The sequence below is a fragment of the Kitasatospora sp. NPDC085879 genome, assembly GCF_040686255.1.
Lineage (GTDB): Bacteria > Actinomycetota > Actinomycetes > Streptomycetales > Streptomycetaceae > Kitasatospora.
Window position 1 is genome coordinate 20,589 of the sequence record NZ_JBFBJZ010000007.1, and the last position, 26,096, is coordinate 46,684.

Here is a 26,096-nt window from a genome sequence, read left to right on the forward strand (position 1 = left end):
CCAGCCTGATGTTCGGCAAGGTGGAGACCACCCGGCTGCCCGTCCGCACCTCGACCGGGCAGGCCCAGGCGGTCTACCTGCCGACGGCCGCGCCGGGCCTCGGCGACTCGGGCGTGATCATCGGCCGAGAGGTGTACAGCGGCAAGGGCTACGTCTACGACCCGTTCCAGCTGTACGGCCAGCAGCTGCCGGCCCCGCACTGGCTGGTGCTCGGCGAGTCCGGCAACGGCAAGTCGGCGCTGGAGAAGACGTACGTGCTGCGCCAGCTGCGCTTCCGCGACCGGCAGGTGGTGGTGCTGGACGCGCAGGGCGAGGACGGCGTCGGCGAGTGGAACCTGATCGCCAACGCGCTGGGCATAAAGTCCATCCGGCTCGATCCGATGGCGGCCCGGGACGGCGGGGTGAAGCTCAACCCGCTGGACCCGTCGATCACCACCACCGGGCAGCTGTCGCTGCTGCGCACCATCATCGAGGTGGCGATGGGGCGGGGCCTGGAGGAGCGGGCCGGCTTCGCGCTGAAGGCGGCGCACGCCCATGTGTACGCCACGGTGAAGGATCGCCAGCCCGTGCTGGACGACATCATCACCACCCTGCGCAACCCCGAACTCTCCTCGCTGGAGTCGCTCGGGGTGGCCGTCGACGACGTGCAGTCCTGGGGCCTGGACGTGGCCCTGGTGCTGGATCGGCTGGTCGACGGCGACCTGCGCGGCATGTTCGACGGCCCGACCACGGCCGGTATCGACCTGGACGCGCCGCTGATCGTCTTCGACCTGTCGCACATCGACCGGAACTCCATCGCGATGCCGATCCTGATGGCGATCGTCGGTGTCTGGCTGGAGCACACCTGGCTGCGGCCGGACCGGGTGAAGCGGATCTTCCTGGTCGAAGAGGCCTGGCACATCATCAACAGCCCCTTCGTGGCCCAGCTCTTCCAGCGGCTGCTGAAGTTCGGCCGCCGCCTGGGCCTCTCCTTCGTGGCGGTGGTCCACCACCTCTCGGACGTGGTGGACGGCGCGGCCGCCAAGGAGGCCTCGGCGATCCTCAAGATGGCGTCCACCCGCACCATCTACATGCAGAAGGCCGAGGAGGCGAGAGCCACCGGCCGGGTGCTCGGCCTGCCCCGGTGGGCGGTGGAGATCATCCCCACCCTGTCGCCCGGTATCGCGGTGTGGGACGTCAACGGCAACGTCCAGGTGGTCAAGCACATCATCACCGAGTCGGAGCGCCCGCTCGTCTACACCGACCGGGCGATGACCGAGGACGCCGTCGCCGAGCGCCAGCGGGCCGAACAGCAACTGGCCGCCGAACCGATGATCTGAGCGGCGGAGTCCGGGCGACAACGACTCCACCAGCACGACCCCGCGAACACGACTCCCGCGACAACGACCCCCGGCGGCGCCACGGCGCTCCCGGGGGTCGTTGCTCGACATCATGTCAGCTGGCGGAAACCCTCTCGTTACGTCAGAGGACCTGACAGCTACGCGCGTTGACCCTAGGCTTCACCCGTCATGCCACGATGGCCCCGGCGTCTGCCGGGCCCCAGACGGTACGGGGTACCCTCATGTCCACATCCGGTCAGACCGGCAGATACCGCCGCACGGCGCTCGCCGCGGCCGCGGCCGCGGGCCTGCTCGGCACGCTGCTCGTGCCGAGCGTCGCCGAGGCGCACGGCCACCACAAGCCGAAGGTCGAGGACCTCCAGCTCCTCGCCATCAACGACTTCCACGGCAACCTCGAGCCCCCGGCCGGGTCCTCCGGCACCATCAAGGAGGTCGACCCGGCGACCGGCCAGGTGGTCTCCACCCCGGCCGGCGGTGTCGAGTACCTGGCCACCGCACTGCGCGAGGCCCGCAAGGGCCACCGGAACACGCTGACCGTGGCCGCCGGCGACATCGTCGGCGCGAGCCCCCTGCTCTCCGGCCTGTTCCACGACGAGCCGACCGTCGAGGCGATGAACAAGCTCGGCCTCGACGTCACCAGCGTGGGCAACCACGAGTTCGACGAGGGCGCCAAGGAACTGCTGCGCCTGCAGGACGGCGGCTGCCACCCGACCGACGGCTGCTACACCAAGGGCCGCAAGTTCAAGGGCGCCGACTTCCAGTACCTGGCCGCCAACGTCACCAACGAGAAGACCGGCCGCCCGATCCTCGACCCGTACTGGATCACCGAGGTGCACGGCGAGAAGGTCGGCTTCATCGGCGTCACCCTGGAGGGCACGCCGAACATCGTCACCGCCGCGGGCGTCAAGGGCCTCAAGTTCGGCGACGAGGTCGAGACGATCAACAAGTACACGGCCGTGCTGAAGCGCAAGGGCGTGAACGCGATCGTGGCCCTGATCCACGAGGGCGGCTACCCGGCCTCCACCACCTACAACTTCGACTGCGGCGCGGGCGGCTCCGGCGTCTCCGGCCCGATCGTCGACATCGCGAAGAACATCGACCCCGCGGTCGGCGCGATCGTCACCGGTCACACCCACAACGCGTACGCCTGCGCCATCCCGGACAAGAACGGCGTGCCGCGCTCGGTCACCAGCGCCGCCTCCTTCGGGCGCCTGTACACCGAGATCAACCTGCAGATCGACAAGCGCTCGGGCGCCATCGTCCGCCCGTCGGTCACCGCCGCCAACCACGTGGTGCGCCGCACCGTGGCCAAGGCGCCGGACATGACCAAGCTGATCGACACGTACAACAAGATGGCGGCGCCGATCGCCAACCGTCCGATCGGCCACATCTCCGCCGACATCAACGGCCGCGGCTCCGCCGACCTGGAGAAGCCGCTCGGTGACGTCATCGCCGACGCCCAGCTGGCCGGCATGGCGCCCGCCGACAAGGGCGGCGCCCAGATCGCCTTCATGAACCCCGGCGGCATCCGCTCGGACCTGGTCTACAAGGCGTCCGCCGCCGAGGGCGACGGCGTGGTGACCTACGGCGAGGCGTTCACCGTCCAGCCGTTCACCAACATGATGCAGGTCAAGACGCTGACCGGCGCCCAGATCATCCAGCTGCTGCAGCAGCAGGTCAGCGGCCCGAACGACGCCGCGCCGAAGATCCTGCAGGTCTCCAAGGGCTTCACCTACACCCTGGACATGACCAAGACCGGTGCCGGCCGCGTGGTCGTCCCCTCGGTCAAGCTCAACGGCATCGCGATCGACCCGGCCGCCTCCTACCGGGTCGCCGCCAACGAGTTCCTGGCGGGCGGCGGTGACGGCTTCCCGGCCTTCACCTCGGGCACCAACACCCTCGTCGGCCCGTCCGACCTGGAGCTGTTCAACGCCTACCTGACCGCCACCGGCACGGCCGCCGCGCCGCTGGCCCCGCCGGCCCGCGACCGCATCGCCCTGGTCGGCAACGGCACCGACAAGGACTGACGCACCGCCGCACAGGACACGGAGGGCGGGACACCTGAGGGGGTGTCCCGCCCTCCGCCATCTCCCGGGTCCCGCGGAGGGCTACTCCGGCCGGTCCGACTGCCCGGGCAGTCGCAGGGTGGCCAGTGCCCCCGGGCCGCCGTCCACGGCCGGGCCCAGCGTCACCTCGCCCCCGGCGTCCCGGACGGTCTGCGCCACGATCGACAGCCCCAGCCCCGAACCGGGCAGCTGCCGCGAGGACGGCGAGCGCCAGAACCGGTCGAAGACGTACGGCAGCTCGTCCTGCGGGATGCCCGGCCCGTGGTCCCGGACGGTCAGCCGGCCGTCCGCCAGCGCCACCTCGACCGGACCGCCCGGCGGGCTGTACTTCACCGCGTTGTCCAGCAGGTTGATCACCGCCCGCTCCAGCGCCGCCGCGTCCCCGTGCACGTACCAGGGGTGCACCGCCACCCGGAACTCCAGCCCCGGGCCGCGCAGCCGGGCCCGCTCCACGGCCCGCCCGGCGATCTCGTGCAGGGCCACCACGGCCAGGTTCTGACCCGGCTTCGGGGAGTCCGGCCGGGACAGCTGCAGGAGGTCGCCGATCAGCAGCGTCAGCTCCTGCATCTGCGCCTTCATGTTGCCGAGCAGCCGGCTGCGGGTGGCCGGCGGCAGTGGCCGGCCCGTCTCGTCGCTGCGGATCAGCAGATCGACGTTGGTCCGCAGCGAGGTCAGCGGGGTGCGCAGTTCGTGTCCGGCGTCGGCGATCAGCCGGGTCTGCCGCTCGCGGGAGTTGAGCAGCGCGGTGGACATCGAGTTGAACGAGGTCGACAGCCGCGCGATCTCGTCGCTCCCGTGGACGGGGATGGTCGTCCCGACCTCCTCCGTCCGCGCGATGTGCTCCACCGCGTCCGTCAACTGGTCCACCGGCTTGAGCGCCGACCGCGCCACGATCCGGCCGATGAACCCCGCTCCGACCACGCCGACCGAGGCCACGCCGACGAGGATGAGGCCGAGCCGCTGCAGTGAGTTCTCGACGGCGGAGACGTCCTGCGCGGTCAGCATGATCGCGGGTTCCTGGGACGGCACGAGGTAGACCTTGGTCACCCGCACCATGGCCGGTTTGCCGCCGACGAACGCGCCGTCCCGGTAGTGGGCCGTGTTGTCCGGCTCGGTCAGGATCGACCGGTCGGCGGGGTCGGTCTCGATGGCCTTGGTGGCCCCGAGCGGCAGACAGACCGTCCCGGCGGAGGTCACCAGCTGGTTGTCCCAGCGGTTCGGCCCGCCGTGGTCCGGCCCGCTCCGGTTGGGGTGGGTGGCGGCGAACAGCGTGTTGGCGGCGAGCGACTTGGTCAGCGCCTGCTGGGGCGTGGTGCCGCAGCTCTGGAGCGTGTCGCCGGCCAACTGGCCGTTCGCGATGGTCCGGAAGTCGTACGGTGCCCCGGCCAGGTTGGTGCGGACCTGGTGGTACAGCTGATCCTTGACGAAGAACCAGCACGCCAGGGCCGACAGCGCGATCGCCACCGCGACCGCGGCGGCGGTGAGCATGGCCAGCCTGCTCCGCAGCGAGCGCCCGCGGAACCACCCCGTCAGCCGGCCGATCGCCTTCACGCCGCTGCGCCGCTGGCGGGCCGCAGCGCGTAGCCCACGCCGCGCACGGTCTGGATGAGCCGGGGCATGCCGCCCTGCTCGGTCTTGCGCCGCAGGTACATCACGTACACGTCGAGCGAGTTGGAGGACGGCTCGAAGTCGAAGCCCCAGACGGCCTTGAGGATCTGCTCGCGGGTCAGCACCTGCCGCGGGTGCGAGAGGAACATCTCCAGCAGCATGAACTCCGTGCGGGTGAGTTCGATCGGCCGGCCCTCGCGGGTGACCTCGCGGGTGGCGGTGTTCATCCGCAGGTCGGCGAAGGAGAGCACCTCGCCGTCGTCCTCGGCGGCGGCCGCGCGGGCGGCCGCCTCGCTGGCGAGGGCGCTGCGGCGGAGCAGGGCGCGGACCCGGGCGAGCAGTTCGTCGAGTTCGAAGGGCTTGGCGAGGTAGTCGTCGGCGCCGACGTCGAGGCCGGTGACGCGGTCGCCGACGGCGTCGCGGGCGGTGAGCATGAGCACCGGCGCGGTGTCGCCGCGCGAGCGCATCCGGCGGACGGCGGTGAGGCCGTCCATCCGCGGCATCATGATGTCGAGCAGCACCAGGTCGGGCCGGTCGCGTTCGACGGCCTCCAGGGCCTCGAAGCCGTCGGTGGCGGTGGTGACCTCGTAGCCCTCGAAGGCGAGGCTGCTCTCCAGGGCGTCCCGCAGGGCGGGTTCGTCGTCGACCACGAGGAGCCGCGCGGGGCCGGAGCCGGCGGTCTCGGCAGGGGTGCGGTCGTCGGCGGGGGGAGTCATGGGCTGGGGCCCTTTCTGGCTCTCGTGGGGGCGGGGCGGTGGGGGTGCTGCCATTGTCCTGCGGGAGGTGCCCGGGTGCGGGAGGAGCGCGGTCACAGGTTCTGGCCGGACTGCATCGCCGAGAGCACCTGCTTGACGGTGTCGATGGGGATGGCGAAGCCGAGGCCGACGCTGCCGGCGTTGCTCGAGTCGGCCGTGGAGTTGGAGCCGCTCGCCGAGTACATCGCCGAGTTGATGCCGATGACCTGGCCGTTGGCGTTGATCAGCGGGCCGCCGGAGTTGCCGGGGTTGAGCGCCGCGTCGGTCTGCAGCGCCTTGTAGGTGGCGGAGTTGCCGGAACTGCCGGAACTGTCGGAGCCGTTGGAGCCGGTGCCGCCCTGGAGGCCGGGCAGCTGCGGGAAGCCGAAGCCGCCGTTGCCGCGGGTGGTGCCCTCGTCGACCTGGACGGTGACCTCGCGGTTCTCGGCGCTGATGATGCCGGAGGTGACGGTGCCGGTGAGGCCCTCGGGATTGCCGATGGCGACGACCGGGTCGCCGATCCGCACGCCGGACGAGTCGCCGAGTACGGCGGGGGTGAGCCCGCTGACGCCGGTGGCGGTGATCACGGCGACGTCCAGGGACTTGTCGGTGCCGGTGACGGTGGCCTCGGCGGTGCTGCCGTCGTGGAAGGTGACGGTCATCCGCCCGCCGTCCACCGCGCCCGCTATCACGTGGTAGTTGGTGAGGATCCGGCCCTTGGCGGTGAGCACGACGCCGGTGCCGGTGGCGGTGCCGCTGCCGTCCTGCACGGTGATCTGGACGACGCTCGGGGAGACCGCGCCGGCGATGGCGGTGACGTCGGCGGTGCCGTCGGACTTGGCGGCGACCGGGCTGACCAGGGTGCTCGCTGCGACCGACGTGCCGTCCCCGGCCCTGGTGACCACGCCGCCGGCCACTCCGCCGAGCACCGCGGCCGCGGCGGCGACGGCCGCGGCCAGGGCGAGCCGGCTGCGCAGGAAGCTCCGCCGGGCGTGCCCGCCGGAGCCGGCCGCGCCGGCCGTGCCCTCGGGCGGGACGGGCGGCTCGGGGGGCTCCGCCGAGGCGGCGGAGTACGGCGGCGGGAGCTGCCCGCCGTCCGCGGCGTGGCCGGTCGGTCCGGTGCCGGCGGCCGGGTGGGCGTCGGCCGGGTGCGCGGTCGGCTCGTGGTCCGGCCGGGCCGGGTGCTCGGCTGGCCACACCAGGTGGCCGTCGGCGGTGCGGTACGGGTCCTCGCTGCTGCGGTACGGGTCGCTCATGACGACCACGCTCCGCCCGCCGGATGAACGTTTGATGAGAACGCGCTCAGAACGCTCCGAGAAGCCCGTCAGGTTCTCATAAAGCCTGGTCAGGCCACCGGCGCGGGCTCCTGGCCGGTGCAGCCGCAGGAACGCCGGACGACCAGGCGCGATTCGAATTTGCGGACCCGCTCGGTGTCCGAACCGGGCACCATCAGCGAGTCGTCGAGCACCAGGTCCACGGCGGCGCGGGCCATCGCGTCCCGGTCGGAGGCGACGGTGGTGAGCGGCGGGTCGGCGAGGGCCGCCTCGGGCACGTCGTCGAACCCGGCCACGGCGAGGTCCTCCGGCACCCGCAGGCCCACCTCGCGGGCGGCCCGCAGCACGCCGATCGCCTGGTCGTCGGTGGAGCAGAAGATGGCCGGCGGGCGGTTCGGGGAGCGCAGCAGCTCCACCGCCACCTCGTAGGCGCCGTACCGGTGGAACGGTGCGTCGACCAGGTGCGGCTCGGCCGGCAGGCCGTGCGCGGCCATGGCGCGCTGCCAGCCCTCGACGTGGTCGATGACCGGGTCGCCGGGCGCGGGGGACTCCACCGGGCCGCCGAAGCAGACCACGTACGGGTGGCCGTGCACCTCCAGCAGGTGGCGGACGGCGAGCTCGGAGCCGCCGACGTCGTCGGTGACGACGGCGACGTCGTCGATCGCCTCGGGCCGGCGGTGCAGCAGGACGACCTTGGCGCCCTCCATCGCGGCGAACTCCTCGGCGGCCCGCTGCGAGGGGCCCTGGCTGACCAGGATCAGGCCGGCCACCCGCATGCCGAGGAAGGCCCGCACGTAGTGCACCTCGCGGTCGTCCACGTAGTCGGAGTTGCCGATCAGGACGAGCTTGCCGCGCTCGGAGGCGGCGCGTTCCACCGCGTGCGCCATCTCCGCGAAGAAGGGCTGCCGGGCGTCGGGGACGACCATCCCGATCAGGTTGGTGCGGCGCGAGGCCATCGCCTGGGCGACGCTGTTCGGCCGGTAGCCGAGCTGCTCGATCGCCGCGAGGACCTTCTCGCGGGTCGCCGGGGCGACCGGGCGGGGTCCGTTGTTGATCACGTAGCTGACGACCGCGGTCGAGGTCCCAGCCAGTCGGGCTACATCGTCGCGCGTCACCTTGGCCACGGAGGGAGTCTACGCGGGTGGCAGGTGGACGGTAGGAGGAGTCTCACGTACCGGAGAGTTACCTGCCGGCTGCGGGCGGGTGTTATCGCCCCTTCCCGGACAAGCCGGGCGGATCGCGCGCGGGCGGCGGCCGGACCGGCCGGCCGCCGCCCGGGCTCAGACCTCCTGGACGGCTGCGGCGCGCTGCTCGGTGCCGGGCCGCTCGCCCTTGTCCGGCTTCTCCGGGACGACGAACCGGTAGCCGACGTTGCGCACGGTGCCGATCAGCTGCTCGTGCTCGACGCCGAGCTTGGCCCGCAGCCGGCGGACGTGGACGTCGACCGTGCGGGTGCCGCCGAAGTAGTCGTAGCCCCAGACCTCCTGCAGCAGCTGCGCCCGGGTGAAGACCCGGCCGGGGTGCTGCGCGAGGTACTTGAGCAGCTCGAACTCCTTGAAGGTGAGGTCCAGCACCCGGCCCTTGAGCTTGGCGGAGTAGGTGGCCTCGTCCACCGACAGGTCGCCGTTGCGGATCTCCATCGGGGAGTCGTCGGCGGTGACCTGCAGGCGGCCCATGGCGAGCCGGATCCGGGCCTCGACCTCGGCCGGGCCGGCGGTGTCGAGCAGGACGTCGTCGATGCCCCACTCGGCCGTCACCGCGGCCAGGCCGCCCTCGGTGACGATCAGCACCAGTGGGCAGCCGATGCCGGTCGACCGCAGCAGCTGGCAGAGGCTGCGGATCTGCGGCAGGTCGCGCCGTCCGTCGACCAGGATCACGTCGGCGCTGGGGGTGTCGACCAGGGCCGAACCCTCGGCCGGGGCGACCCGGACGTTGTGCAGGAGCAGGCCGAGCGCGGGCAGTACCTCGGCGGACGGTTGCAGAGCGTTGGTCAACAGGAGGAGAGAACTCATACCCGGTAGTCCCCTTTCCGGGTCGTCGCGGTCGCACCGCGCCTGCGGCGGGGGCCGGCGGGCGCGGAGGCGTTGAAGGTGGAGGAGGCGCTCGTAGGGCGTCCGGTGGGAGCTCCGGTGGATTCGCCGGTGCGCACGGCACAGCGGGGCGCACGGCAGGAGTCCCGCAACCCCTGGCGTACCGTTCCTGCCCTGCCCATCCGCGAACCTTCCGGTCTGCTCCCGCGCCGGGCGTGGCCCGGCGCCGGTCCTGACGCCCCGTCGGGCCGCGGGCACTCCGTTGTGCCGCTGTCCCCGGGGTGTTCCCGCCTCCGGCGCGGGTGGGGCGCCGTTCGCAAGAACGTCCGTACTGGCGTCCTGAAAGCACAAAAGGACCCGGGGGCGACTCTGCCCGGATCCCTTACGCCTCGAGAATAGCCGACCACACCCCGCTCCGGGAGGGGCGCGCGGCGAGTGCTGGATCACGCCGTGTGCGCCCCCGGCCGATCCGGAGGGCCGCGGTCCTCCCGTCCGAGCTGCGGCGTTGACGTCCCGGTGGGCGCCCGGTCCATCATGGGTGCAGCACCGGCCGCACCGTACGTGTACACCTTTGGCGTGGGCGGGCCGGCGGACGGAGCCGGGCCGCTGCACCGGGCGAGGGACGACGAGGAGGGCTTGCCATGGGCACCACCGCCGCTGCTTCACCCCGGGGAGTGACCCCGACCGCCGCTCGGGTGACCGGCACGATCCGCTTCTGGGCCGCCGCCAAGGCCGAGGCGGGCACCGCCGAGGAGCCGTACGAGGCCGCCACGCTCGCCGAGGCGCTGGCCGCGGTGCACGAGCGGCACGCCGACCGGCCGCGGCTGCTCCAGGTGCTCGGACACTGCTCCTTCCTGGTCGACGGCGAGCAGGTCGGCGCCCGCGACCGGGCGGAGGTGCCGCTGACCGAGGGCGGCACCGTGGAGGTGCTGCCGCCCTTCGCCGGCGGCTGAGCGGGCCCGGCGCCCAGGAACCACAGCGGTCGGCCGATCGTCGTAGCACTCCGAACGGCACGACGACTCGGAGCGATCATCGGGGAGAGAAGATGCGCGGCTGGCTGAAGGCGACCATCGGCCTGGCGGCCCTGGCCGGCCTGCTCGTCGGGGCGGACCGGGTGGCCGCGGGCGTCGCCGAGGACGAGGCCGCCGACAAGCTGGCCGGCAGCGGCCGGATGGCCGAGCGGCCGACCGTGCACATCGACGGCTTCCCCTTCCTCACCCAGGCCCTCGCCAGGGAGTTCGACGACGTCAGGCTCTCCGGCGAGGGCATGACGGTCGGCAACGGCAGCGAGCAGGTCGCGCTGCGCTCCTTCAGCGCGCAGCTGTCGGGCGTGGCGGTGGGCGACGGCTACCGCAGCGCCACCGTCCGGCACGGCAGCGGCACCGGGCTGATCAGCTACGCCGACGCGGCCCGGCTGGCGGCGCCGCAGTCCGGGGTGCCGGGCGCGGACCGCCTGGAGCTCTCGTACGCCGGGCCCGGCAGGATCAAGGCCTCGCTGATGGGCGTCTCGATAGGCCAGGGCGACGTGCACAGCTCGGGCAACACCATCACCGCGGACGGCTTCAAGCTGACCGGCATGGCCTCGGTGCTGAACGGCGCCCTGGCCGGGAAGCTGGCCGCCCGCAGCTTCACCCTCACCGAGCTGCCCGCGGGGCTGAACCTCGCCGGCGCCGTGCCGCAGCCGGACGGCCTCCAGCTCACCTTCCGGGGCGAGAACGTCCGCCTGATCGGCTGACCGGGCCGGGTTCCCGGCCGCGTTCCCGCCGTCCCGTCCACCCCGGCCCACCCCCGCAGCCGTCCCGAAGTGCGAGACGGGCTGTCCAGCATCGGTCCCCGCGCCGCCGTCCCCCGCCGTCCCGCGACCGCGCCGGGGCGGCATTCGTGCTGGCCGGGGCGGCGGTAAATCGGCAAATCCCAGTATTCGGGCCATTCGGTCTCATTATTTGACACACTGATGACAGCAGGCGTGCGGTGTCCCTAGCATCGTCGTCATGAAGCGACAGGCGGATCTCACGAAGCGGCGGGCGGTAGACCTGTGCCGCGTGTCCACCTGCCTGTGTCGAATGCGCTGACCGGGCAGCTCTGACCAGCCCGTCAGGCCCGCCCACCGCGCAGGCCGGCCGCCGCGAGGGCCCGTTCCACGGGCCGACGGCCTCCGGCCCCCCTGACTCGAACCGCGCGACAGGCCCATGACCTGTGGTGTCCGAATCGTGGACACCTATTCGGAACCGGGCCCGCGAGCGACCCCCAGCAGCCTTCCGCAAACCGCCCCCGGATGGAGACATCACCATGAGCCGCAGCGACGTCCTGGTCGACGCCGACTGGGTCCAGGCCCGCCTGGACGACCCGAAGGTCGTCATCGTCGAGGTCGACGAGGACACCTCCGCCTACGAGAAGAACCACATCCGCAACGCCGTCCGCATCGACTGGAAGAAGGACCTCCAGGACCCGGTGCGCCGCGACTTCATCGACCAGGCCGGCTTCGAGGCGCTGCTCAGCGCCAAGGGCATCGCCAACGACCAGACCGTGGTGCTCTACGGCGGCAACAACAACTGGTTCGCCTCGTACGCCTACTGGTACTTCAAGCTGTACGGCCACGGCGACGTCCGCCTGCTGGACGGCGGCCGCAAGAAGTGGGAGCTGGACTCCCGCGAGCTGGTCGTCGAGGTGCCCGAGCGCGCCGCCACCGCCTACACGGCGCAGGCCGTCGACAGCTCGATCCGTGCCTTCCGCGACGACGTGATCGACGCGATCGGCAACCTCAACCTGGTCGACGTGCGCTCGCCCGACGAGTTCTCCGGCAAGCTGCTCGCCCCGGCGCACCTCCCGCAGGAGCAGTCGCAGCGCCCGGGCCACGTCCCGTCCGCGAAGAACATCCCGTGGGCCAAGAACGCCAACGACGACGGCACCTTCAAGAGCGACGACGAGCTCCGCGCGCTCTACCAGGAGGAGGGCGTGGACCTGGCCAAGGACACCATCGCCTACTGCCGGATCGGCGAGCGCTCCGCGCTCACCTGGTTCGTCCTGCACGAGCTGCTCGACCAGCCGAACGTGAAGAACTACGACGGCTCCTGGACCGAGTACGGCAGCCTCGTCGGCGTGCCGATCGAGCTCGGCTCCAACTGAGCCCCCGGCTCGAACCGTAGGAAGGGAAGACAAGACATGTGCGGTGCGAAGGCCGGCGGCCCGGACCTGGCAGGAGTAGACGTGGCGAGTGAGACGATCATCCAGGGTTCGGTGACCCGAGACGGCGAGCCGGTCAACGGCTACGTCCGACTGCTCGACGAGGGCGGCGAGTTCACCGCCGAGGTGCCCACCTCGGCCACCGGGCAGTTCCGCTTCTTCGCCCGTCCGGGCAAGTGGACGCTGCGTGCACTGGTGCCGGGGGCGACCGTCGACCGCCAGGTCGTCGCCGCCCAGGGCGAGTTCACCGAGGTCGCGATCGCGGTCTGACCTCCGAGGACCGGTGCCGAGGCCCCCTGCAGTGCAGGGGGCCTCGGCCATACCCTGGAGACGTGCAGGCACACCAGCGGCACGTCCGCTACTTCGTCATGATGGGCGTCTGTCTCGGGCTGTTCGTCCTGGCGTGGGGAGTGGTGCGCTTCTGGTCCGTCCCGGCGGCGATCGGGATGTGCGTCCTGGCCATGGTCATCCCCCCGCTCGCGGCGGTCTTCGCCAACAAGCGGGACCCGGACGACGACTGGTGGAACGACCCGCGCTGGGACGACCCCGGCTGGAACCGCCCCGGCCACGACCGGGACCACCCCGACCACGAGCCCCGCGGATAGCGGGCCCGTCAGTAGACGAGGGCCTGCGCCCCGTCCGCCATGATCTCGCTCAGGAAGACCTGGGCGCCCGCGATCCGGACGCCCTCGACGGTGTCCTTCTCATCGATGCCCCGGCGCGCCGCGCACTGGGTGCACAGGGTCACCGTGCCGGCCGCCAGGACCGACTCCAGCAGGTCGGGCAGCGGGGCGGCGTGCGGCAGCTCGAACTCGGCCGCCCGCCCCGGCAGCGCGAACCAGGACGACTCCCCGGTCAGCCAGAGCGACACCTCGACACCACTGGCGACCGCGACCGCCGCCACCGTGAAGGCCTGCGAGCAGCGCTCCGGCGCGTCCGCCCCGGCCGTGACCTTGATGACCAGCTTCTTCGACATGGCGACAGCGTAGCGACGGCGTGGCGGGGCTCACCGAGACCCGGCGGGGGGCGGCCGATAGACTCGGGCGTCGTTCATCATCTGCCCGCCCGCCCGCAATGGAGCGCCTCGTGTCCGGTCTGGAAATCTTCTTCGACGCCCTGCTCGCGCTGATGGCCGTCCTGATCACCTGGTTCGCCATCTTCTCGGTGATGAAGCTCTACCAGGGCCAGCGCTGACGCGGCCCGAACTGCGCTGAGGCGGCCGGAACTGCCGTAACGTTGGGGTGAGCAGACCCCGACGACAGCAGCAGGAAAATGATCGAGATCCCCTCCGACCTCCACCGTGACGTCGTCCCGCTGGCCTTCCTCCTCGGCACGTGGGAGGGCGCCGGCGTCTACGACTTCCCGGGCACCGAGAAGTGCAACTTCGGCCAGGAAGTCGTCTTCCGGCACGACGGCCGCCCGTTCCTCGAGTTCCGCTCCCGCACCTGGGTGCTGGACGAGCAGGGCGAGAAGGTCCGTCCGCTGGAGAACGAGCACGCCTTCTGGCGGATCACCACCAATGCGCAGGGCACCTCGGGCGAGCGCGAGATCGAGGTCTCGTCCGTCCGCGACGACGGCACGGTCGAGATCTGGTACGGCAAGCTGCACGACGGCAAGCCGCAGATCGACCTCGCCACCGACGCGGTCGCCCGGATCGAGGGCGCCCCGGCCTACTCCGGCGGCAAGCGCCTCTTCGGCATGGTCAAGGAGGAGCTCCTCTGGGTCGGCGAGAAGGCCGCCCCCGCGGTTCCGCTCCGGCCGTACATGTCCGCGCAGCTCAAGAAGGTGCTCAGCCCGGCGAAGCTGATCCAGGACATCAACGACCTGCCGGACGACGGCATCGCGTTCTTCCGCTGACCGCCCGCCGGGTCCGCCCGGCCGGGCCGCAGGGCCGCACGACGTAGGGACCGACCCGCGGTCGGTCCCTACACTTGTCCCATCACCTCGAACCGGGCAGGGACCTACCGTGGCGAACACCGAAACCCCCACCGACTGGAAGAGCGACCTGCGGCAGCGCGGCTACCGGCTGACCCCGCAGCGCCAGCTCGTCCTGGAGGCGGTCGACGTGCTGGACCACGCCACCCCGGACGAGATCCTCGGGCACGTCCGCAAGACCGCCAGCGGGGTCAACATCTCCACCGTCTACCGGACGCTGGAGCTGCTGGAGGAGCTCGGCCTGGTCTCGCACGCCCACCTCGGCCACGGCGCCCCGACCTACCACCTGGCCGGCCGCCACACCCACCTGCACCTGGTCTGCCGGGACTGCGACAAGGTCACCGAGACCGACACCGCGATCGCCGCCCCGCTGATCGAGAGCCTGCGCGCCGAGCACGGCTTCGACACCGACCTCAAGCACTTCGCGATCTTCGGCCGCTGCGCCGACTGCACCGAAAAGCGGGCCGGCGCGCAGTCGTAAGCTGGCCGGTATGACCGGAACCAAGAGCCCGCTGCTCGCCCTGCCCGGCGCCGTCCCCGCCGAGGGACCCGACGAGGGTGTCGCCGCCCACTACGGCGACCTCTTCCGTGAACAGCGCGAGCTCGCCGCCGGCCGCGGCTTCGTCGACCTGTCGCACCGCGGTGTGGTCACCGTCAGCGGCCCCGACCGGCTCTCCTGGCTGCACCTGCTGCTCACCCAGCACGTCAGCGCGCTGCCCCCGCAGCAGGCGACGGACGCCCTGATCCTCTCCCCGCACGGGCACGTCGAGCACGCCCTCTTCCTGGTCGACGACGGCGAGACCACCTGGGCGCACGTCGAGCCCGGCACCGTGCCCGCGCTGCTCGGCTACCTGGAGAGCATGAAGTTCTTCTACCGGGTGGAGATCGCCGACGCGACCGCCGACTACGCCGTGGTGCACCTGCCGGCCGGCTCCGCCGCCTCGGCCGACGGCGCCGCCGCCGTCCGCGAACTCCCCTACGGCCGCGACCTGTTCCTCCCGCGGGCCGAGCTGGAGAAGCTGACGGCCGGTTACGGGCCCGCGGCCGGCGTCTGGGCGTACGAGGCGCTCCGGATCGAGGGCCACCGCCCGCGGCTCGGCTTCGAGACCGACCACCGCACCATCCCGCACGAGGTCGACTGGCTGGCCACCGCCGTCCACCTGCAGAAGGGCTGCTACCGCGGCCAGGAGACGGTCGCCCGGGTGCACAACCTCGGCCGCCCGCCGCGCCGGCTGGTCTTCCTGCACCTGGACGGCACCGAGGAGAAGCTGCCGCCGCACGGCGCCCAGGTCCGGCTCGCCTCGGACGGCGAGGACGGGCGGCCGCTCGGCTTCGTGACCTCCTCGGCCCGCCACTGGGAGCTCGGGCCGATCGCCATGGCGCTGGTGAAGCGGAACGTCCCGGTCGACGCCGTGCTGCTCGCCGACGGCGTGCCCGGCACCCAGGACGTGATCGTCCCGCAGTAGCCGCCGGGGGCTCAGACCTCCAGCAGCACGGTGAACGGGCCGTCGTTCACCAGGGACACCTTCATGTCGGCGCCGAACCGCCCGGTCTCCACCTTGGCGCCCAGCGCCCGCAGCTCGGCCACGACCGCGTCCACCAGCGGCTCGGCGACCGGGCCGGGCGCCGCGGCGTTCCAGGTGGGCCGGCGGCCCTTGCGCGCGTCGCCGTACAGCGTGAACTGACTGATCACCAGCAGCGGCGCGCCCAGCTCCTCGCAGGACAGCTCCGGCGTGCCGGGGAAGAGCCGCAGCGTCCACAGCTTGCGGGCCAGCTGGGCCGCCTTCGCCGGGGTGTCCTCGTGCGTCGCGCCGACCAGGACGCACAGCCCGGGCCCCTCGAACGCGCCCACGCACTCGCCGTCCACCCGGACGGCCGCCTCCGACACCCGCTGCACCACTGCTCGCATGCCGCCATTCTGCCGGAGGCGCGCGGCGCATCGGCGTGCGCCGGGTGGCGCGCGCGTGCGCCGAGGTCGGCGCAGGTCAGCGCGCAGCCGCCAATTGTCGTACCAGCCATGGCGGTTCGCCAGGGGGGCCGTTCGGGTGCCGGGCGGTGCGCGGCCGCCCACCGGGGTGGGACGCTGTCGACGGCCGCCCGCGCACGGCCCGGCCGCACCGGCCACGGTGCGGGCCGCCGATAGCCCGAGCGGGTGGCACCGGCCCCCGCCGGGAACCCCCCGGGGGCTGCCGGGCGTGCTCACGTACGGGCCGCACCGGCCCCGGACGCAGGAACAACGGCAGGTGGTGGATGGACGCGAGCGACATCGGCGGGCTGGGCCTCGACCAGCTACGGACGCTGCGGCGCGACGCACAGGAACAGGAGGCCGACCTCTCGTACCTCCGCCGTCTGCTGCAGGGCCGGATGGACATCCTGCGGGCCGAGCTCGCCCGCCGCCGGGTGCCGCACGACCTCGCCCCGCCCGCCCCCGCCGACCTGGTCGACCGGCTGCCGGCGATCCTGGCCGACCTGCCCTCCTCCGTCCGCCGCCCGGCCCGGCACGTCACGCTCGGGCCGCCGCGCGGCGAGCAGTACCAGCGGGAGGCCGACACGCTGATGGGCGACGTCCGGCTCGCCGACCTCGCGGCGCACCCCACCTCCGCCCTGCTGGCCGCCGTCGAGCGGCTCACCCGGCACGAGCGCGAGGTCTCCGGCCGCCGCCAGCTGCTGCAGCGGACGGCGGACGACTGCAGTGCCGAAATCACCCGCAGGTACCGTGAAGGGGAAGCACGGGTCGACGACCTGCTCACGGGGGGCTGAGGAGCGGGCGGCGGCCGGGCCACCCTCACCCAGTGCACTCGCCGTCAGGAGTACTCCATGCCGCTGTCCGCCCTGCCCGCCCTCGCCGAGGTCATACGCTCCGGCTTCACCGAGGGGCGCCACCGCGGCTCCCTGGTGCTGCTCGCCGCCGACGGCACGGTCGAGTACGCGCTCGGCGCACCGGACGCACCGGTCTTCCCGCGCTCCACCGCCAAGCCCTTCCAGGCGGTGGCCACCCTCCGGGCCGGCCTCGCCCTCGACGGCGCCGCGCTCGCCCTGGCCGCCTCCAGCCACTCCGCGGAGGACTTCCACCGCGACGCCGTCCGCGCGATCCTCGCCGCCGCGGGCCTCACCGAGGACGCCCTGCGCACCCCCGCGGACCTCCCGCTCGACCGGGTCGAGGCCGAGCTGCTGCTGCGCTCCGGCGGAGCCGCCGCCCCGATCCTCATGGACTGCTCCGGCAAGCACGCCGGCTGGCTCGCCGCCAGCGCCGCCAACGGCTGGGACACCGCCGGCTACCTCGACGCCGCCCACCCGATCCAGGTGCTGGCCCGCGAGGCCCTGGAGGAGGCCACCGGCGAGAGCGCCACCCACATCGGCACCGACGGCTGCGGCGCCCCGCTGCTCGCCGTCTCGCTGACCGGCCTGGCCCGCGGCTACCGCTCCCTGGTGCTCGCCGAGCCCGGCAGCCCGCAGCGCCGCGTCGCCGACGCGATGCGCGCCCACCCGGAGTACGTGGCCGGCACCCGCCGCGCCGACACCTGGCTGATGCGGGCGGTGCCCGGCGCGCTGTCCAAGATGGGGGCCGAGGCCGTCCAGGTGGTCGCGCTGGCCGACGGCCGGGCACTCGCCTTCAAGATCGACGACGGCGCCGAGCGGGCCCGTGGACCGGTGCTCGCCGCCGCGCTGCGCCGCCTCGGCGTCGAGCACGAGGTGCTGGGCCGGATCGGTGCCGAGCCGCTGCACGGCGGCGGCGCGGTGGTCGGCGAGGTGCGCGCCGCGTTCTGATCCCGGCGCGCCAGGGGCGGGGGCCCGGGTGTGCCCCGGGTGTCCCCCGGGCGGCCGCGGGGCGGTCGCCCGGGGGCGGCTCGGCGCGCGGGTCGCGGCGTCCTGCGGCACGGTGGACGAGGGCCCGCACACCGTCCCTCGTCACCCACAGCTGGGAGATGCGCCATGACCGACCACGTCTACCGAGTCACCGAGATCGTCGGCTCCTCCTCCGAGGGCATCGACAACGCGATCCGCAACGGCATCGAGCGGGCCTCCAGGACGCTGCGGAACCTCGACTGGTTCGAGGTGACCCAGGTCCGCGGACACCTCGTGGACGGCCGGATCGAGCACTACCAGGTCGGGCTCAAGGTCGGCTTCCGGCTGGACGACGCGGACTGACCCGCGCACGCACGAGGGCCGGGGCGAGCACAGCTGCTCGCCCCGGCCCTCGTCACCTCGGAGAACCGAGTGGAGGGACGGCTCAGTGGCCGCCCGTCTCCTCCAGGCGCTTGATCGACGCCTCGATCTCGGCCTCGGCCTCGACGCGGCCGACCCAGTTGGCGCCCTCGACCGACTTGCCGGGCTCCAGGTCCTTGTAGACCTCGAAGAAGTGCTGGATCTCCAGGCGGTCGAACTCCGAGACGTGGTGGATGTCCCGCAGGTGCTCCCAGCGCGGGTCGGTCGCCGGGACGCAGAGCAACTTGTCGTCGCCGCCGGCCTCGTCGGTCATGTGGAACATGCCGATGGCGCGGCACTTGATCAGGCAGCCCGGGAAGGTCGGCTCGTCCAGGATGACCAGCGCGTCCAGCGGGTCGCCGTCCTCGCCGAGCGTGCCCTCGACGTAGCCGTAGTCGGCCGGGTAGCGGGTCGAGGTGAAGAGCATCCGGTCGAGACGGAGCCGGCCGGTCTCGTGGTCGACCTCGTACTTGTTGCGCGAGCCCTTCGGGATCTCGATCAGGACGTCGAACTCCAAGGTTCCTCCAAGGTAGAAACTGACAGAATCCAGTGTCTCGCACGGCAGGTAGTGCTCGGGAAAGGGGCCGGTCGGTGAACGCGCGTGCACGGGTGTGGAGGGGCCGCAGGGCGGTCGCCGCCGGAGCCGCCGCGACGGTGCTCGCGGTCGCCGGACCGCTCACCGTCCCCACCGCGGCGGCCGATCCAGGCCCCGCCGCCGGCCGGCAGGACCGCCACCGCTCGGGCGACGGCGCGGACGGCGCCCGCCGCGACGGCGCCGGCGACGACAGGACCGACAAGAAAAACGACGCCGGGCCCGGCCAGGGCACGGCCCGGCGCCCGCGCAGTGCCCCGGTGAAGGGCCCGGTGCTCGCCGCCGTCGCGGACGCCGCCGGCGTGCCCACCGGCGAGGGCATACAGCGGTCGCTCGGCGCCGCCGTCCACGACGGCGCCCTCGGCACCCTCAACTGGGCGGTCGCCGACGCCGCCACCGGCAGGCTGCTGCTCGGCTCCGGCGAGAACACCCCGGCCACCCCCGCCTCCACCACCAAGCTCGCCACCTCCGTCGCCGCGCTCTCGCTGATCCCGCCGACCACCCGGATCAGCACGACCGTCGTCCGCGGCAGCACCCCCGGCAGCATCACCCTGGTCGGCGGCGGCGACCCGACCCTCACCGTGCTGCCCGCCGACCAGATCCGGGTCGGCGGCCAGCCGGTCGACGCGGACACCGCCCCCGCCTCGCTCGCCGACCTCGCCGCCCGCACCGCCGCCGCGCTCAAGGCCGCCGGCACCACGACCGTCCGGCTCGGCTACGACACCTCGCTCTACACCGGCCCGCTGCTGCACCCCGAGCACGACGCCATGAACATCGCCGCCGTCACCCCGCTGATGGTCGACGAGGGCCGGGTCGACCCGAAGTCCCCCGACGAGGCCCCCGCCCGGGTCTACGACCCCGCCGGGCAGGCCGCCGCGGCCTTCGCCGACCGGCTGCGCGCCGAGGGCGTCACCGTGGACGGCACCCCCGCGCAGACCACCGCCCCGGCCGGCGCGGCCGTCCTCGCCACCGTCCGCTCGCCCACCGTCCCCCGGCTCGTCGAGCGGCTGCTCACCACCTCCGACAACACCCTCGCCGAGGCCGTCGCCCGGCAGGTCGCCATCGCCGCGCACCGCCCGGCGAGCTTCGAGGGCGCCTCCGCGGCCACCCTGCAGGCGCTCACCGCACTCGGCGTGCCGACCGCGGGCGTGGCGCTCGCCGACGGCAGCGGCCTCAGCAAGACCAACCTGATCCCGCCGATCACCCTCACCGAACTGCTCGCCCGCGCCGCCGCGCCGGACCACCCCGAGCTGCGCCCGGTGCTCACCGGCCTGCCGGTCGCCGGCTTCACCGGCACCCTGGTCAACCGCTACGGCGCCCGCTCCGGTGCCGCCGAGGCGGCCGGCATCGTCCGGGCCAAGACCGGCACGCTCTCCGGCGTGGTCACGCTGGCCGGCACGGTCGTCGACGCGGACGGCCGGGTGCTGGTCTTCGCGCTGATGAGCCGGTCCGGCGCGGGCGACGCCCGCGCCGCGGTGGACCGGATCGTCGCCCGGATCGCGGCCTGCGGCTGCCGCTGATCCGCCCGCCGTGGAGCCCCGGCGCCGCGGCCCGGCAGGTTCCCTCCCTCCGCCGCCCCGGAGCACGTACGGTGAGGGCATGACGAGCGCGAGCGGCGGAGCAGGAATGGTGGACTGGAACCTCGCGGTCGCGACCGCCACCCGGCTGGCCAGGCCGGGACCGGAGGTGACCCGCGAGGAGGCCGTGAAGGTCGTCGCCGAACTGCGCCGGCACGCCCTGGAGGCCGAGGAGCACGTGCGAGGCTACACCGGGCTGCAGCCCGCCCGGCTGTCCGACGCCGAGGCCACCCCGGTGCTGGTGGTGGACCGGTCCGGCTGGGTGCGCGCCAACGTGGCGGGCTTCCGCACCATCGTCCAGCCGCTGGTCGACCGCCTGCAGGCCCGCCGTGGCGAGGGTGCCGGCGCCCAGGTGTTCGGCAGCATCGGCGAGAAGGCCACCGGCATCGAGGTCGGGGCGCTGCTGGCCTTCCTCTCCACCAAGGTGCTCGGCCAGTACGAGACCTTCGCCCCGGCCGAGCTGCCGCCCGCGCCGGACAGCCCCGCCGGGCTCTTCGACAAGCCGCGCCGCGGCCCCGAGCCGCCCGGCCCGGGCCGGCTGCTGCTGGTGGCGCCGAACATCGTCCAGGTCGAGCGGGAGCTCGACGTGGACCCGCACGACTTCCGGCTCTGGGTGTGCCTGCACGAGGAGACCCACCGCACCCAGTTCAGCGCGGTGCCCTGGCTGCGCGACCACATCCAGTCCGAGGTGCAGTCCTTCCTGGCGCAGACCGACATCGACCCGGGCGCGCTGCTGGAGCGGGCCCGCGAGGTCGTCGCGGACGGCTTCCCCGGCCTCGGCGGCCGTGGTGACGGCTCCGGCCCGCAGACCCTGCTGGAGGCCGTCCAGTCGCCCGGCCAGCGCGAGGTGCTCGGCCGGCTGACCGCGGTGATGTCACTGCTGGAGGGCCACGCCGACGTGGTGATGGACGGAGTCGGGCCGGCCGTGGTGCCGAGCGTCGCCGAGATCCGGGAGAAGTTCCAGCGCCGCCGCGACCGCGGCGCGAGCCGGCTCGACCTGGTGCTGCGCCGGCTGCTCGGGATGGACGCCAAACTGCGCCAGTACCAGGACGGCGCGGTCTTCGTCCGCGGCGTGGTGGACCGGGTCGGCATGGCCGGGTTCAACCGGGTCTGGACGTCGCCGAACACCCTGCCCACCAAGGAGGAGATCCACGACCCGGCCGCCTGGGTCGCCCGGGTGGCCCGCTGAGGGCGTCCGTGGCCCGCCGAGGCGCCCGCACACCTGCCCCAGCCGGGCGGACGACGGGCGAATGAACGTTTTTCCATTCACCCGTACGTGGGACCGTTGACCCGGCGCTGGCGTGCACGGCCTGGCAGCGGGCCGCTTTCTGCGACCATCTGTGAGCGCCCGGTGACCGTGAGCGTGCGAGGTTCCCCGCCCCGCCGCCCGGGCCGGCCGCCGTCCCTCCCCGTCTCCGTCAAGGAGTGCACCCCGTGGGCCCTCACCCTGCCGTCGCGGCGATACGCCTCGCCGTCCGTCGTACCCTCGCCGACCTCGCGGCCGAGGCGGGCGTCCCCGTCGCCGCCCCGGTCCGCGCGCCGCAGAGCCGGCCCGCCGCCGCCGCGCTCGTCCCGGCCGGCGCCACCGCCCTGATCGGCAACGCCCGCCGCCATCCCTCCGGGCTGCCGCGCACCCCCGCCGCTCCCGGCTCCCCGCTCGTCCTGGTGGCCGTCAGCGGCGGCGCCGACTCGATGGCCCTGGCCACCGCCACCGCCTTCGAGGCGCCCAAGCTCGGCCTGCGGGTGGGCGCCGTCACCGTCGACCACGGCCTCCAGCCCGGCTCCACCGAACGGGCCGAGCAGGTCGCCGTCCGGCTGCGCGAGCTCGGCCTCGACCCGGTCGAGGCGATCCCCGTCCAGGTCGGCCGGGGCGGCGGCCCGGAGAACGCCGCCCGGGACGCCCGCTACGCCGCCCTCGACGACGCCGCCGACCGGCTCGGCGCACTCGCCGTCCTGCTCGGCCACACCCGCGACGACCAGGCCGAGACCGTCCTGCTGGGCCTCGCCCGCGGCTCCGGAGCCCGCTCGCTGGCCGGCATGCCCGCCCAGAAGGGCCGCTACCGCCGCCCGCTGCTCGAACTCGACCGCGCCGCCACCCGCCAGGCCTGCTCGGCGCAGTCCATCCCGGTCTGGGACGACCCGCACAACTCCGACCCGGCCTACACCCGCGCCCGGGTCCGCCACGAGGTGCTGCCGGTGCTGGAGAAGCACCTCGGCGGCGGCGTGGTCGAGGCGCTCGCCCGCACCGCCCGCCTGTTCCGCGACGACGCCGACGCCCTCGACCAGTGGGCCGCCCTCGCCGAGCGCGACCTCCGAACGGCCGAAGGCGCCCTCGACGTCGGCCGGCTCGCCGAACTGCCCCCGGCCGTCCGCCGCCGGGTGCTGCGCAGGGCCGCGCTGCGTGCGGGCTGCCCCGCCGGCGACCTGTTCGCCCGGCACCTGGAGAGCGTCGACCTCCTCGTGACCGGCTGGCGCGGCCAGGGGCCGCTGCACCTACCCGGGGGGGTCGAAGCGAGCCGCAGGTGTGGCACGCTGGTGTTTCGGCGGCAGAGCGACTAGCGGCAAACCGGTCGCAGAGCCGCCGCCGACACAGACCCCGAACGTTTGAGGACGTATCCCCGGTGGATCAGAACGACATGGGCGCCGACCTGGCGAAGGTGCTCATCAGCAAGGACGAGATCGACGCCAAGCTGCTTGAGCTGGCCGAGCGGATCGACCGGGACTACGCCGGGCGGGACCTGCTGCTGGTCGGCGTGCTCAAGGGCGCCGTCATGGTGATGGCCGACCTCGCCCGGGTGCTGCACTCCCAGGTGACCATGGACTGGATGGCCGTCTCGTCGTACGGGATGGGCACCAAGTCCTCCGGCGTGGTGCGGATCCTCAAGGACCTCGACACCGACATCGCCGGCAAGGACGTGCTGATCGTCGAGGACATCATCGACTCCGGTCTGACGCTGTCCTGGCTGCTCGGCAACCTCGGCTCGCGCCGGCCCGCCTCGCTCGAGGTGTGCACCCTGCTGCGCAAGCCGGACGCCGCCAAGGTGGAGATCGACGTCAAGTACGTCGGCTTCGACATCCCCAACGAGTTCGTGGTCGGCTACGGCCTCGACTACGCCGAGAAGCTGCGCAACCTGCCGTTCATCGGCACCCTGGCGCCGCACGTCTACGGCGGCTGACACCGTCCGGGCGACGGGTGGGAACAGCACACCGTTCCCACCCGTTGTGCCGAGGTAGGAAAATACGTCGTGCCGTCGTGCTCCCGCCGCGGGCGGGTGGTACTGCGGTACGGTCCAATGAACCGCTCTTCTCATGAGCAGATACCGGATGCGCCGCGGCCCAGGCCGCGCAGCGCCGTCGAGTGGCAGGAGGGACGGGGCGGCAACGCCCCGCATGGATGGACGTCAAGCGATACTTCCGTGCGCCGATCATGTGGATCGTGCTGGCCGTCCTCGCCGTCATCGTTTTGATGCAGGTCGTCTCGGACTCGAGCGGCTACAAGACGGCGGACACAGGCCAGGTCATTGCGGCGATCAACAACAACCAGGTCAAGCAGGCGCAGCTCACCACCGGTGACTCGAACCTCATCAAGATCGAGCTGAAGGACGGCCAGCAGCTGCCGGCCAAGGCCAACGGCAAGGCCCCCAGCGGCAGCAAGTTCCAGGCGTCGTACGTCTCGGACGGCCAGGCGAACAGCATCGCCGACACGCTGCAGCAGTCGTTCAAGAGCGGCCAGCTGCCCAACAACTACACCGTCACCCCGGAGCGGCAGTCGACCTTCGTCAGCCTCCTGCTGTCGATGCTGCCGATCGTCATCATCGTCCTGGTCTTCCTCTTCCTGATGAACCAGATGCAGGGCGGCGGCTCCCGGGTCATGCAGTTCGGCAAGTCCAAGGCCAAGCTGCTCACCAAGGACACCCCGAAGACCACGTTCTCGGACGTGGCCGGCGCGGACGAGGCGGTGGAGGAGCTCCAGGAGATCAAGGAGTTCTTGCAGGAGCCGTCGAAGTTCCAGGCCGTGGGCGCCAAGATCCCCAAGGGCGTGCTGCTCTACGGCCCGCCCGGCACCGGCAAGACCCTGCTGGCCCGCGCCGTGGCCGGCGAGGCCGGCGTGCCGTTCTACTCCATCTCCGGTTCCGACTTCGTCGAGATGTTCGTCGGCGTCGGCGCCTCCCGGGTGCGCGACCTGTTCGAGCAGGCCAAGGCGAACGCCCCGGCGATCATCTTCGTCGACGAGATCGACGCCGTCGGCCGGCACCGCGGTGCGGGCCTCGGCGGCGGCCACGACGAGCGCGAGCAGACGCTGAACCAGCTGCTCGTCGAGATGGACGGCTTCGACGTCAAGGGCGGCGTGATCCTGATCGCCGCCACCAACCGCCCGGACATCCTGGACCCGGCGCTGCTGCGCCCGGGCCGCTTCGACCGGCAGATCGCCGTCGAGCGCCCCGACCTCCAGGGCCGCCTGGACATCCTCAAGGTGCACCAGAAGGGCAAGCCGATCGCGCCCGACGTCGACCTCTCGGCCGTCGCCAAGCGCACCCCCGGCTTCACCGGCGCCGACCTCAGCAACGTCCTCAACGAGGCCGCCCTGCTGACGGCCCGGTCGGACAAGAAGCTGATCGACAACTTCGTCCTGGACGAGGCGATCGACCGCGTCGTGGCCGGCCCGCAGAAGCGCACCCGGATCATGTCGGACCGCGAGAAGAAGATCACCGCGTACCACGAGGGCGGCCACGCCCTGGTCGCGGCGGCCTCTCCGAACGCCGACCCGGTGCACAAGATCACGATCCTGTCCCGCGGCCGCGCGCTCGGCTACACCATGGTCCTGCCGGACGAGGACAAGTACTCCACCACCCGCAACGAGATGCTCGACCAGCTCGCCTACATGATGGGCGGCCGCGCGGCGGAGGAGCTGGTCTTCCACGACCCGACCACCGGCGCCTCGAACGACATCGAGAAGGCCACCGCCACCGCCCGTGCGATGGTCACCCAGTACGGCATGAGCGAGCGCCTCGGCGCGATCAAGTTCGGCTCGGGCGACTCCGAGCCGTTCCTGGGCCGCGAGATGGCCCACCAGCGCGACTACTCCGAGGAGGTCGCCGGGCTGGTGGACGAGGAGGTCAAGAAGCTCATCGAGAACGCGCACAACGAGGCCTGGGAGATCCTGGTCGAGAACCGCGACGTGCTCGACAACCTGGTGCTGGAGCTGCTGGAGAAGGAGACGCTGAACAAGGAGCAGATCGCCGAGGTCTTCTCCACGATCGTGAAGCGCCCCGCCCGCCCGGCGTGGACGGGCTCCTCCCGCCGCACCCCCTCCACCCGCCCGCCGGTGCAGTCCCCGAAGGAGCTGGCGCTGACCAACGGCGTCGCCTCCTCCCACGAGGCCACCCCGGTGGACGTCATGAAGCTGCCGCCCGCCGAGGGCACCACCGAGAGCTGAGCGGCCGCCCGTACGGAATGAATGCCGCGCCACCGGGGTTTGTACCCTGGAGGCGCGGCATTCGTGCTGCCGGGCCCTGCCCGACGACCGACTTCTACTGGCAATGAGGCAAGT

At 72.8% G+C, this 26,096-nt stretch carries 27 protein-coding genes; 19 read left to right on the plus strand and 8 right to left on the minus strand.

The window, feature by feature from the left end; all coding sequences use genetic code 11:
- Positions 1-8: 8 nt before the first annotated feature.
- The gene (locus AB0P35_RS07590; protein WP_095875509.1) at positions 9-1,319 is read left to right on the plus strand and encodes an ATP-binding protein; all 1,311 of its coding nucleotides are present in this window, start codon (positions 9-11) and stop codon (positions 1,317-1,319) included.
- A 242-nt stretch (positions 1,320-1,561) separates the two neighbouring features.
- Entirely contained in the window at positions 1,562-3,367 is a 1,806-nt protein-coding gene (locus AB0P35_RS07595) for a bifunctional metallophosphatase/5'-nucleotidase (protein ID WP_363507790.1), read from the plus strand.
- Between the two features lie 81 nt (positions 3,368-3,448).
- Here AB0P35_RS07595 and AB0P35_RS07600 read toward each other — a convergent pair whose 3' ends face one another.
- From AB0P35_RS07600 to AB0P35_RS07620, 5 genes are all read right to left on the minus strand, one after another.
- A complete protein-coding gene (locus AB0P35_RS07600; protein ID WP_363508125.1) occupies positions 3,449-4,894 on the minus strand; it encodes a HAMP domain-containing sensor histidine kinase in 1,446 nt (481 codons plus the stop codon).
- Between the two features lie 59 nt (positions 4,895-4,953).
- Complete coding sequence (locus AB0P35_RS07605; RefSeq protein WP_095873625.1) at positions 4,954-5,730, minus strand: response regulator transcription factor; 777 nt, start codon at positions 5,728-5,730, stop codon at positions 4,954-4,956.
- Between the two features lie 92 nt (positions 5,731-5,822).
- On the minus strand, positions 5,823-7,004 hold the full coding sequence (locus AB0P35_RS07610; protein WP_363507793.1) for a trypsin-like peptidase domain-containing protein: 1,182 nt from the start codon (positions 7,002-7,004) through the stop codon (positions 5,823-5,825).
- Positions 7,005-7,093: 89 nt separating this feature from the next.
- Positions 7,094-8,146, minus strand: a complete 1,053-nt coding sequence (locus AB0P35_RS07615; RefSeq protein ID WP_095873623.1) for a LacI family DNA-binding transcriptional regulator — start codon at positions 8,144-8,146, stop codon at positions 7,094-7,096.
- Between the two features lie 156 nt (positions 8,147-8,302).
- Positions 8,303-9,034 carry a response regulator transcription factor gene (locus tag AB0P35_RS07620; RefSeq protein WP_095873622.1) on the minus strand — a complete coding sequence of 244 codons (732 nt, stop codon included), beginning with the start codon at positions 9,032-9,034 and terminating at the stop codon, positions 8,303-8,305.
- A gap of 725 nt (positions 9,035-9,759) precedes the next feature.
- Between AB0P35_RS07620 and AB0P35_RS07625 the strand changes: the two genes are divergently transcribed.
- The 6 genes from AB0P35_RS07625 to AB0P35_RS07650 all read left to right on the plus strand — a co-directional run bounded on the left by AB0P35_RS07625 (position 9,760) and on the right by AB0P35_RS07650 (position 12,840).
- Positions 9,760-10,005 carry a MoaD/ThiS family protein gene (locus AB0P35_RS07625; RefSeq protein ID WP_363508128.1) on the plus strand — a complete coding sequence of 82 codons (246 nt, stop codon included), beginning with the start codon at positions 9,760-9,762 and terminating at the stop codon, positions 10,003-10,005.
- A gap of 92 nt (positions 10,006-10,097) precedes the next feature.
- On the plus strand, positions 10,098-10,787 hold the full coding sequence (locus tag AB0P35_RS07630; protein ID WP_363507798.1) for a DUF2993 domain-containing protein: 690 nt from the start codon (positions 10,098-10,100) through the stop codon (positions 10,785-10,787).
- 256 nt (positions 10,788-11,043) lie between these two features.
- Positions 11,044-11,124, plus strand: coding sequence for a putative leader peptide (locus tag AB0P35_RS07635; protein ID WP_350637490.1), 81 nt, complete (start codon positions 11,044-11,046; stop codon positions 11,122-11,124).
- A 217-nt stretch (positions 11,125-11,341) separates the two neighbouring features.
- On the plus strand, positions 11,342-12,178 hold the full coding sequence (locus AB0P35_RS07640; RefSeq protein WP_095873620.1) for a sulfurtransferase: 837 nt from the start codon (positions 11,342-11,344) through the stop codon (positions 12,176-12,178).
- A gap of 36 nt (positions 12,179-12,214) precedes the next feature.
- Complete coding sequence (locus AB0P35_RS07645; RefSeq protein WP_095873619.1) at positions 12,215-12,505, plus strand: DUF1416 domain-containing protein; 291 nt, start codon at positions 12,215-12,217, stop codon at positions 12,503-12,505.
- Between the two features lie 62 nt (positions 12,506-12,567).
- On the plus strand, positions 12,568-12,840 hold the full coding sequence (locus tag AB0P35_RS07650; RefSeq protein ID WP_095873618.1) for a DUF3099 domain-containing protein: 273 nt from the start codon (positions 12,568-12,570) through the stop codon (positions 12,838-12,840).
- 8 nt (positions 12,841-12,848) lie between these two features.
- Here the strand turns inward: AB0P35_RS07650 and AB0P35_RS07655 are convergent, their stop codons facing one another.
- Positions 12,849-13,211, minus strand: coding sequence for a DsrE family protein (locus AB0P35_RS07655; protein ID WP_363507802.1), 363 nt, complete (start codon positions 13,209-13,211; stop codon positions 12,849-12,851).
- Between the two features lie 296 nt (positions 13,212-13,507).
- Between AB0P35_RS07655 and AB0P35_RS07660 the strand changes: the two genes are divergently transcribed.
- From AB0P35_RS07660 to AB0P35_RS07670, 3 genes are all read left to right on the plus strand, one after another.
- On the plus strand, positions 13,508-14,092 hold the full coding sequence (locus AB0P35_RS07660) for an FABP family protein (RefSeq protein ID WP_363507805.1): 585 nt from the start codon (positions 13,508-13,510) through the stop codon (positions 14,090-14,092).
- A 109-nt stretch (positions 14,093-14,201) separates the two neighbouring features.
- The gene (locus AB0P35_RS07665) at positions 14,202-14,651 is read left to right on the plus strand and encodes a Fur family transcriptional regulator (RefSeq protein ID WP_095873616.1); all 450 of its coding nucleotides are present in this window, start codon (positions 14,202-14,204) and stop codon (positions 14,649-14,651) included.
- A 10-nt stretch (positions 14,652-14,661) separates the two neighbouring features.
- On the plus strand, positions 14,662-15,636 hold the full coding sequence (locus AB0P35_RS07670) for a folate-binding protein (protein WP_363507808.1): 975 nt from the start codon (positions 14,662-14,664) through the stop codon (positions 15,634-15,636).
- 11 nt (positions 15,637-15,647) lie between these two features.
- Here the strand turns inward: AB0P35_RS07670 and dtd are convergent, their stop codons facing one another.
- The gene (gene dtd, locus AB0P35_RS07675) at positions 15,648-16,079 is read right to left on the minus strand and encodes a D-aminoacyl-tRNA deacylase (RefSeq protein ID WP_095873614.1); all 432 of its coding nucleotides are present in this window, start codon (positions 16,077-16,079) and stop codon (positions 15,648-15,650) included.
- A 341-nt stretch (positions 16,080-16,420) separates the two neighbouring features.
- Between dtd and AB0P35_RS07680 the strand changes: the two genes are divergently transcribed.
- The 3 genes from AB0P35_RS07680 (at position 16,421) to AB0P35_RS07690 (ending at position 18,319) form a co-directional block, all read left to right on the plus strand.
- Complete coding sequence (locus tag AB0P35_RS07680; RefSeq protein ID WP_095873613.1) at positions 16,421-16,930, plus strand: ABC transporter substrate-binding protein; 510 nt, start codon at positions 16,421-16,423, stop codon at positions 16,928-16,930.
- 57 nt (positions 16,931-16,987) lie between these two features.
- The gene (locus AB0P35_RS07685) at positions 16,988-17,938 is read left to right on the plus strand and encodes an asparaginase (protein WP_095873612.1); all 951 of its coding nucleotides are present in this window, start codon (positions 16,988-16,990) and stop codon (positions 17,936-17,938) included.
- Positions 17,939-18,103: 165 nt separating this feature from the next.
- The gene (locus AB0P35_RS07690) at positions 18,104-18,319 is read left to right on the plus strand and encodes a dodecin (protein ID WP_095873611.1); all 216 of its coding nucleotides are present in this window, start codon (positions 18,104-18,106) and stop codon (positions 18,317-18,319) included.
- 82 nt (positions 18,320-18,401) lie between these two features.
- Here the strand turns inward: AB0P35_RS07690 and AB0P35_RS07695 are convergent, their stop codons facing one another.
- Positions 18,402-18,893: an inorganic diphosphatase gene (locus AB0P35_RS07695; protein ID WP_095873610.1), complete on the minus strand. Its 492-nt coding sequence runs from the start codon at positions 18,891-18,893 to the stop codon at positions 18,402-18,404.
- 74 nt (positions 18,894-18,967) lie between these two features.
- Between AB0P35_RS07695 and dacB the strand changes: the two genes are divergently transcribed.
- From dacB to ftsH, 5 genes are all read left to right on the plus strand, one after another.
- Complete coding sequence (gene dacB, locus AB0P35_RS07700; RefSeq protein ID WP_363507814.1) at positions 18,968-20,488, plus strand: D-alanyl-D-alanine carboxypeptidase/D-alanyl-D-alanine-endopeptidase; 1,521 nt, start codon at positions 18,968-18,970, stop codon at positions 20,486-20,488.
- Between the two features lie 79 nt (positions 20,489-20,567).
- Positions 20,568-21,734, plus strand: coding sequence for a zinc-dependent metalloprotease (locus AB0P35_RS07705; RefSeq protein ID WP_363507817.1), 1,167 nt, complete (start codon positions 20,568-20,570; stop codon positions 21,732-21,734).
- A gap of 245 nt (positions 21,735-21,979) precedes the next feature.
- Positions 21,980-23,104 (plus strand): tRNA lysidine(34) synthetase TilS, encoded by a 1,125-nt coding sequence (gene tilS / locus AB0P35_RS07710; protein ID WP_095873607.1) that lies wholly within the window; start codon positions 21,980-21,982, stop codon positions 23,102-23,104.
- A 62-nt stretch (positions 23,105-23,166) separates the two neighbouring features.
- Positions 23,167-23,721, plus strand: coding sequence for a hypoxanthine phosphoribosyltransferase (gene hpt, locus AB0P35_RS07715; protein WP_179419403.1), 555 nt, complete (start codon positions 23,167-23,169; stop codon positions 23,719-23,721).
- 218 nt (positions 23,722-23,939) lie between these two features.
- The gene (gene ftsH / locus AB0P35_RS07720; RefSeq protein WP_363507821.1) at positions 23,940-25,982 is read left to right on the plus strand and encodes an ATP-dependent zinc metalloprotease FtsH; all 2,043 of its coding nucleotides are present in this window, start codon (positions 23,940-23,942) and stop codon (positions 25,980-25,982) included.
- Positions 25,983-26,096 lie beyond the last annotated feature (114 nt).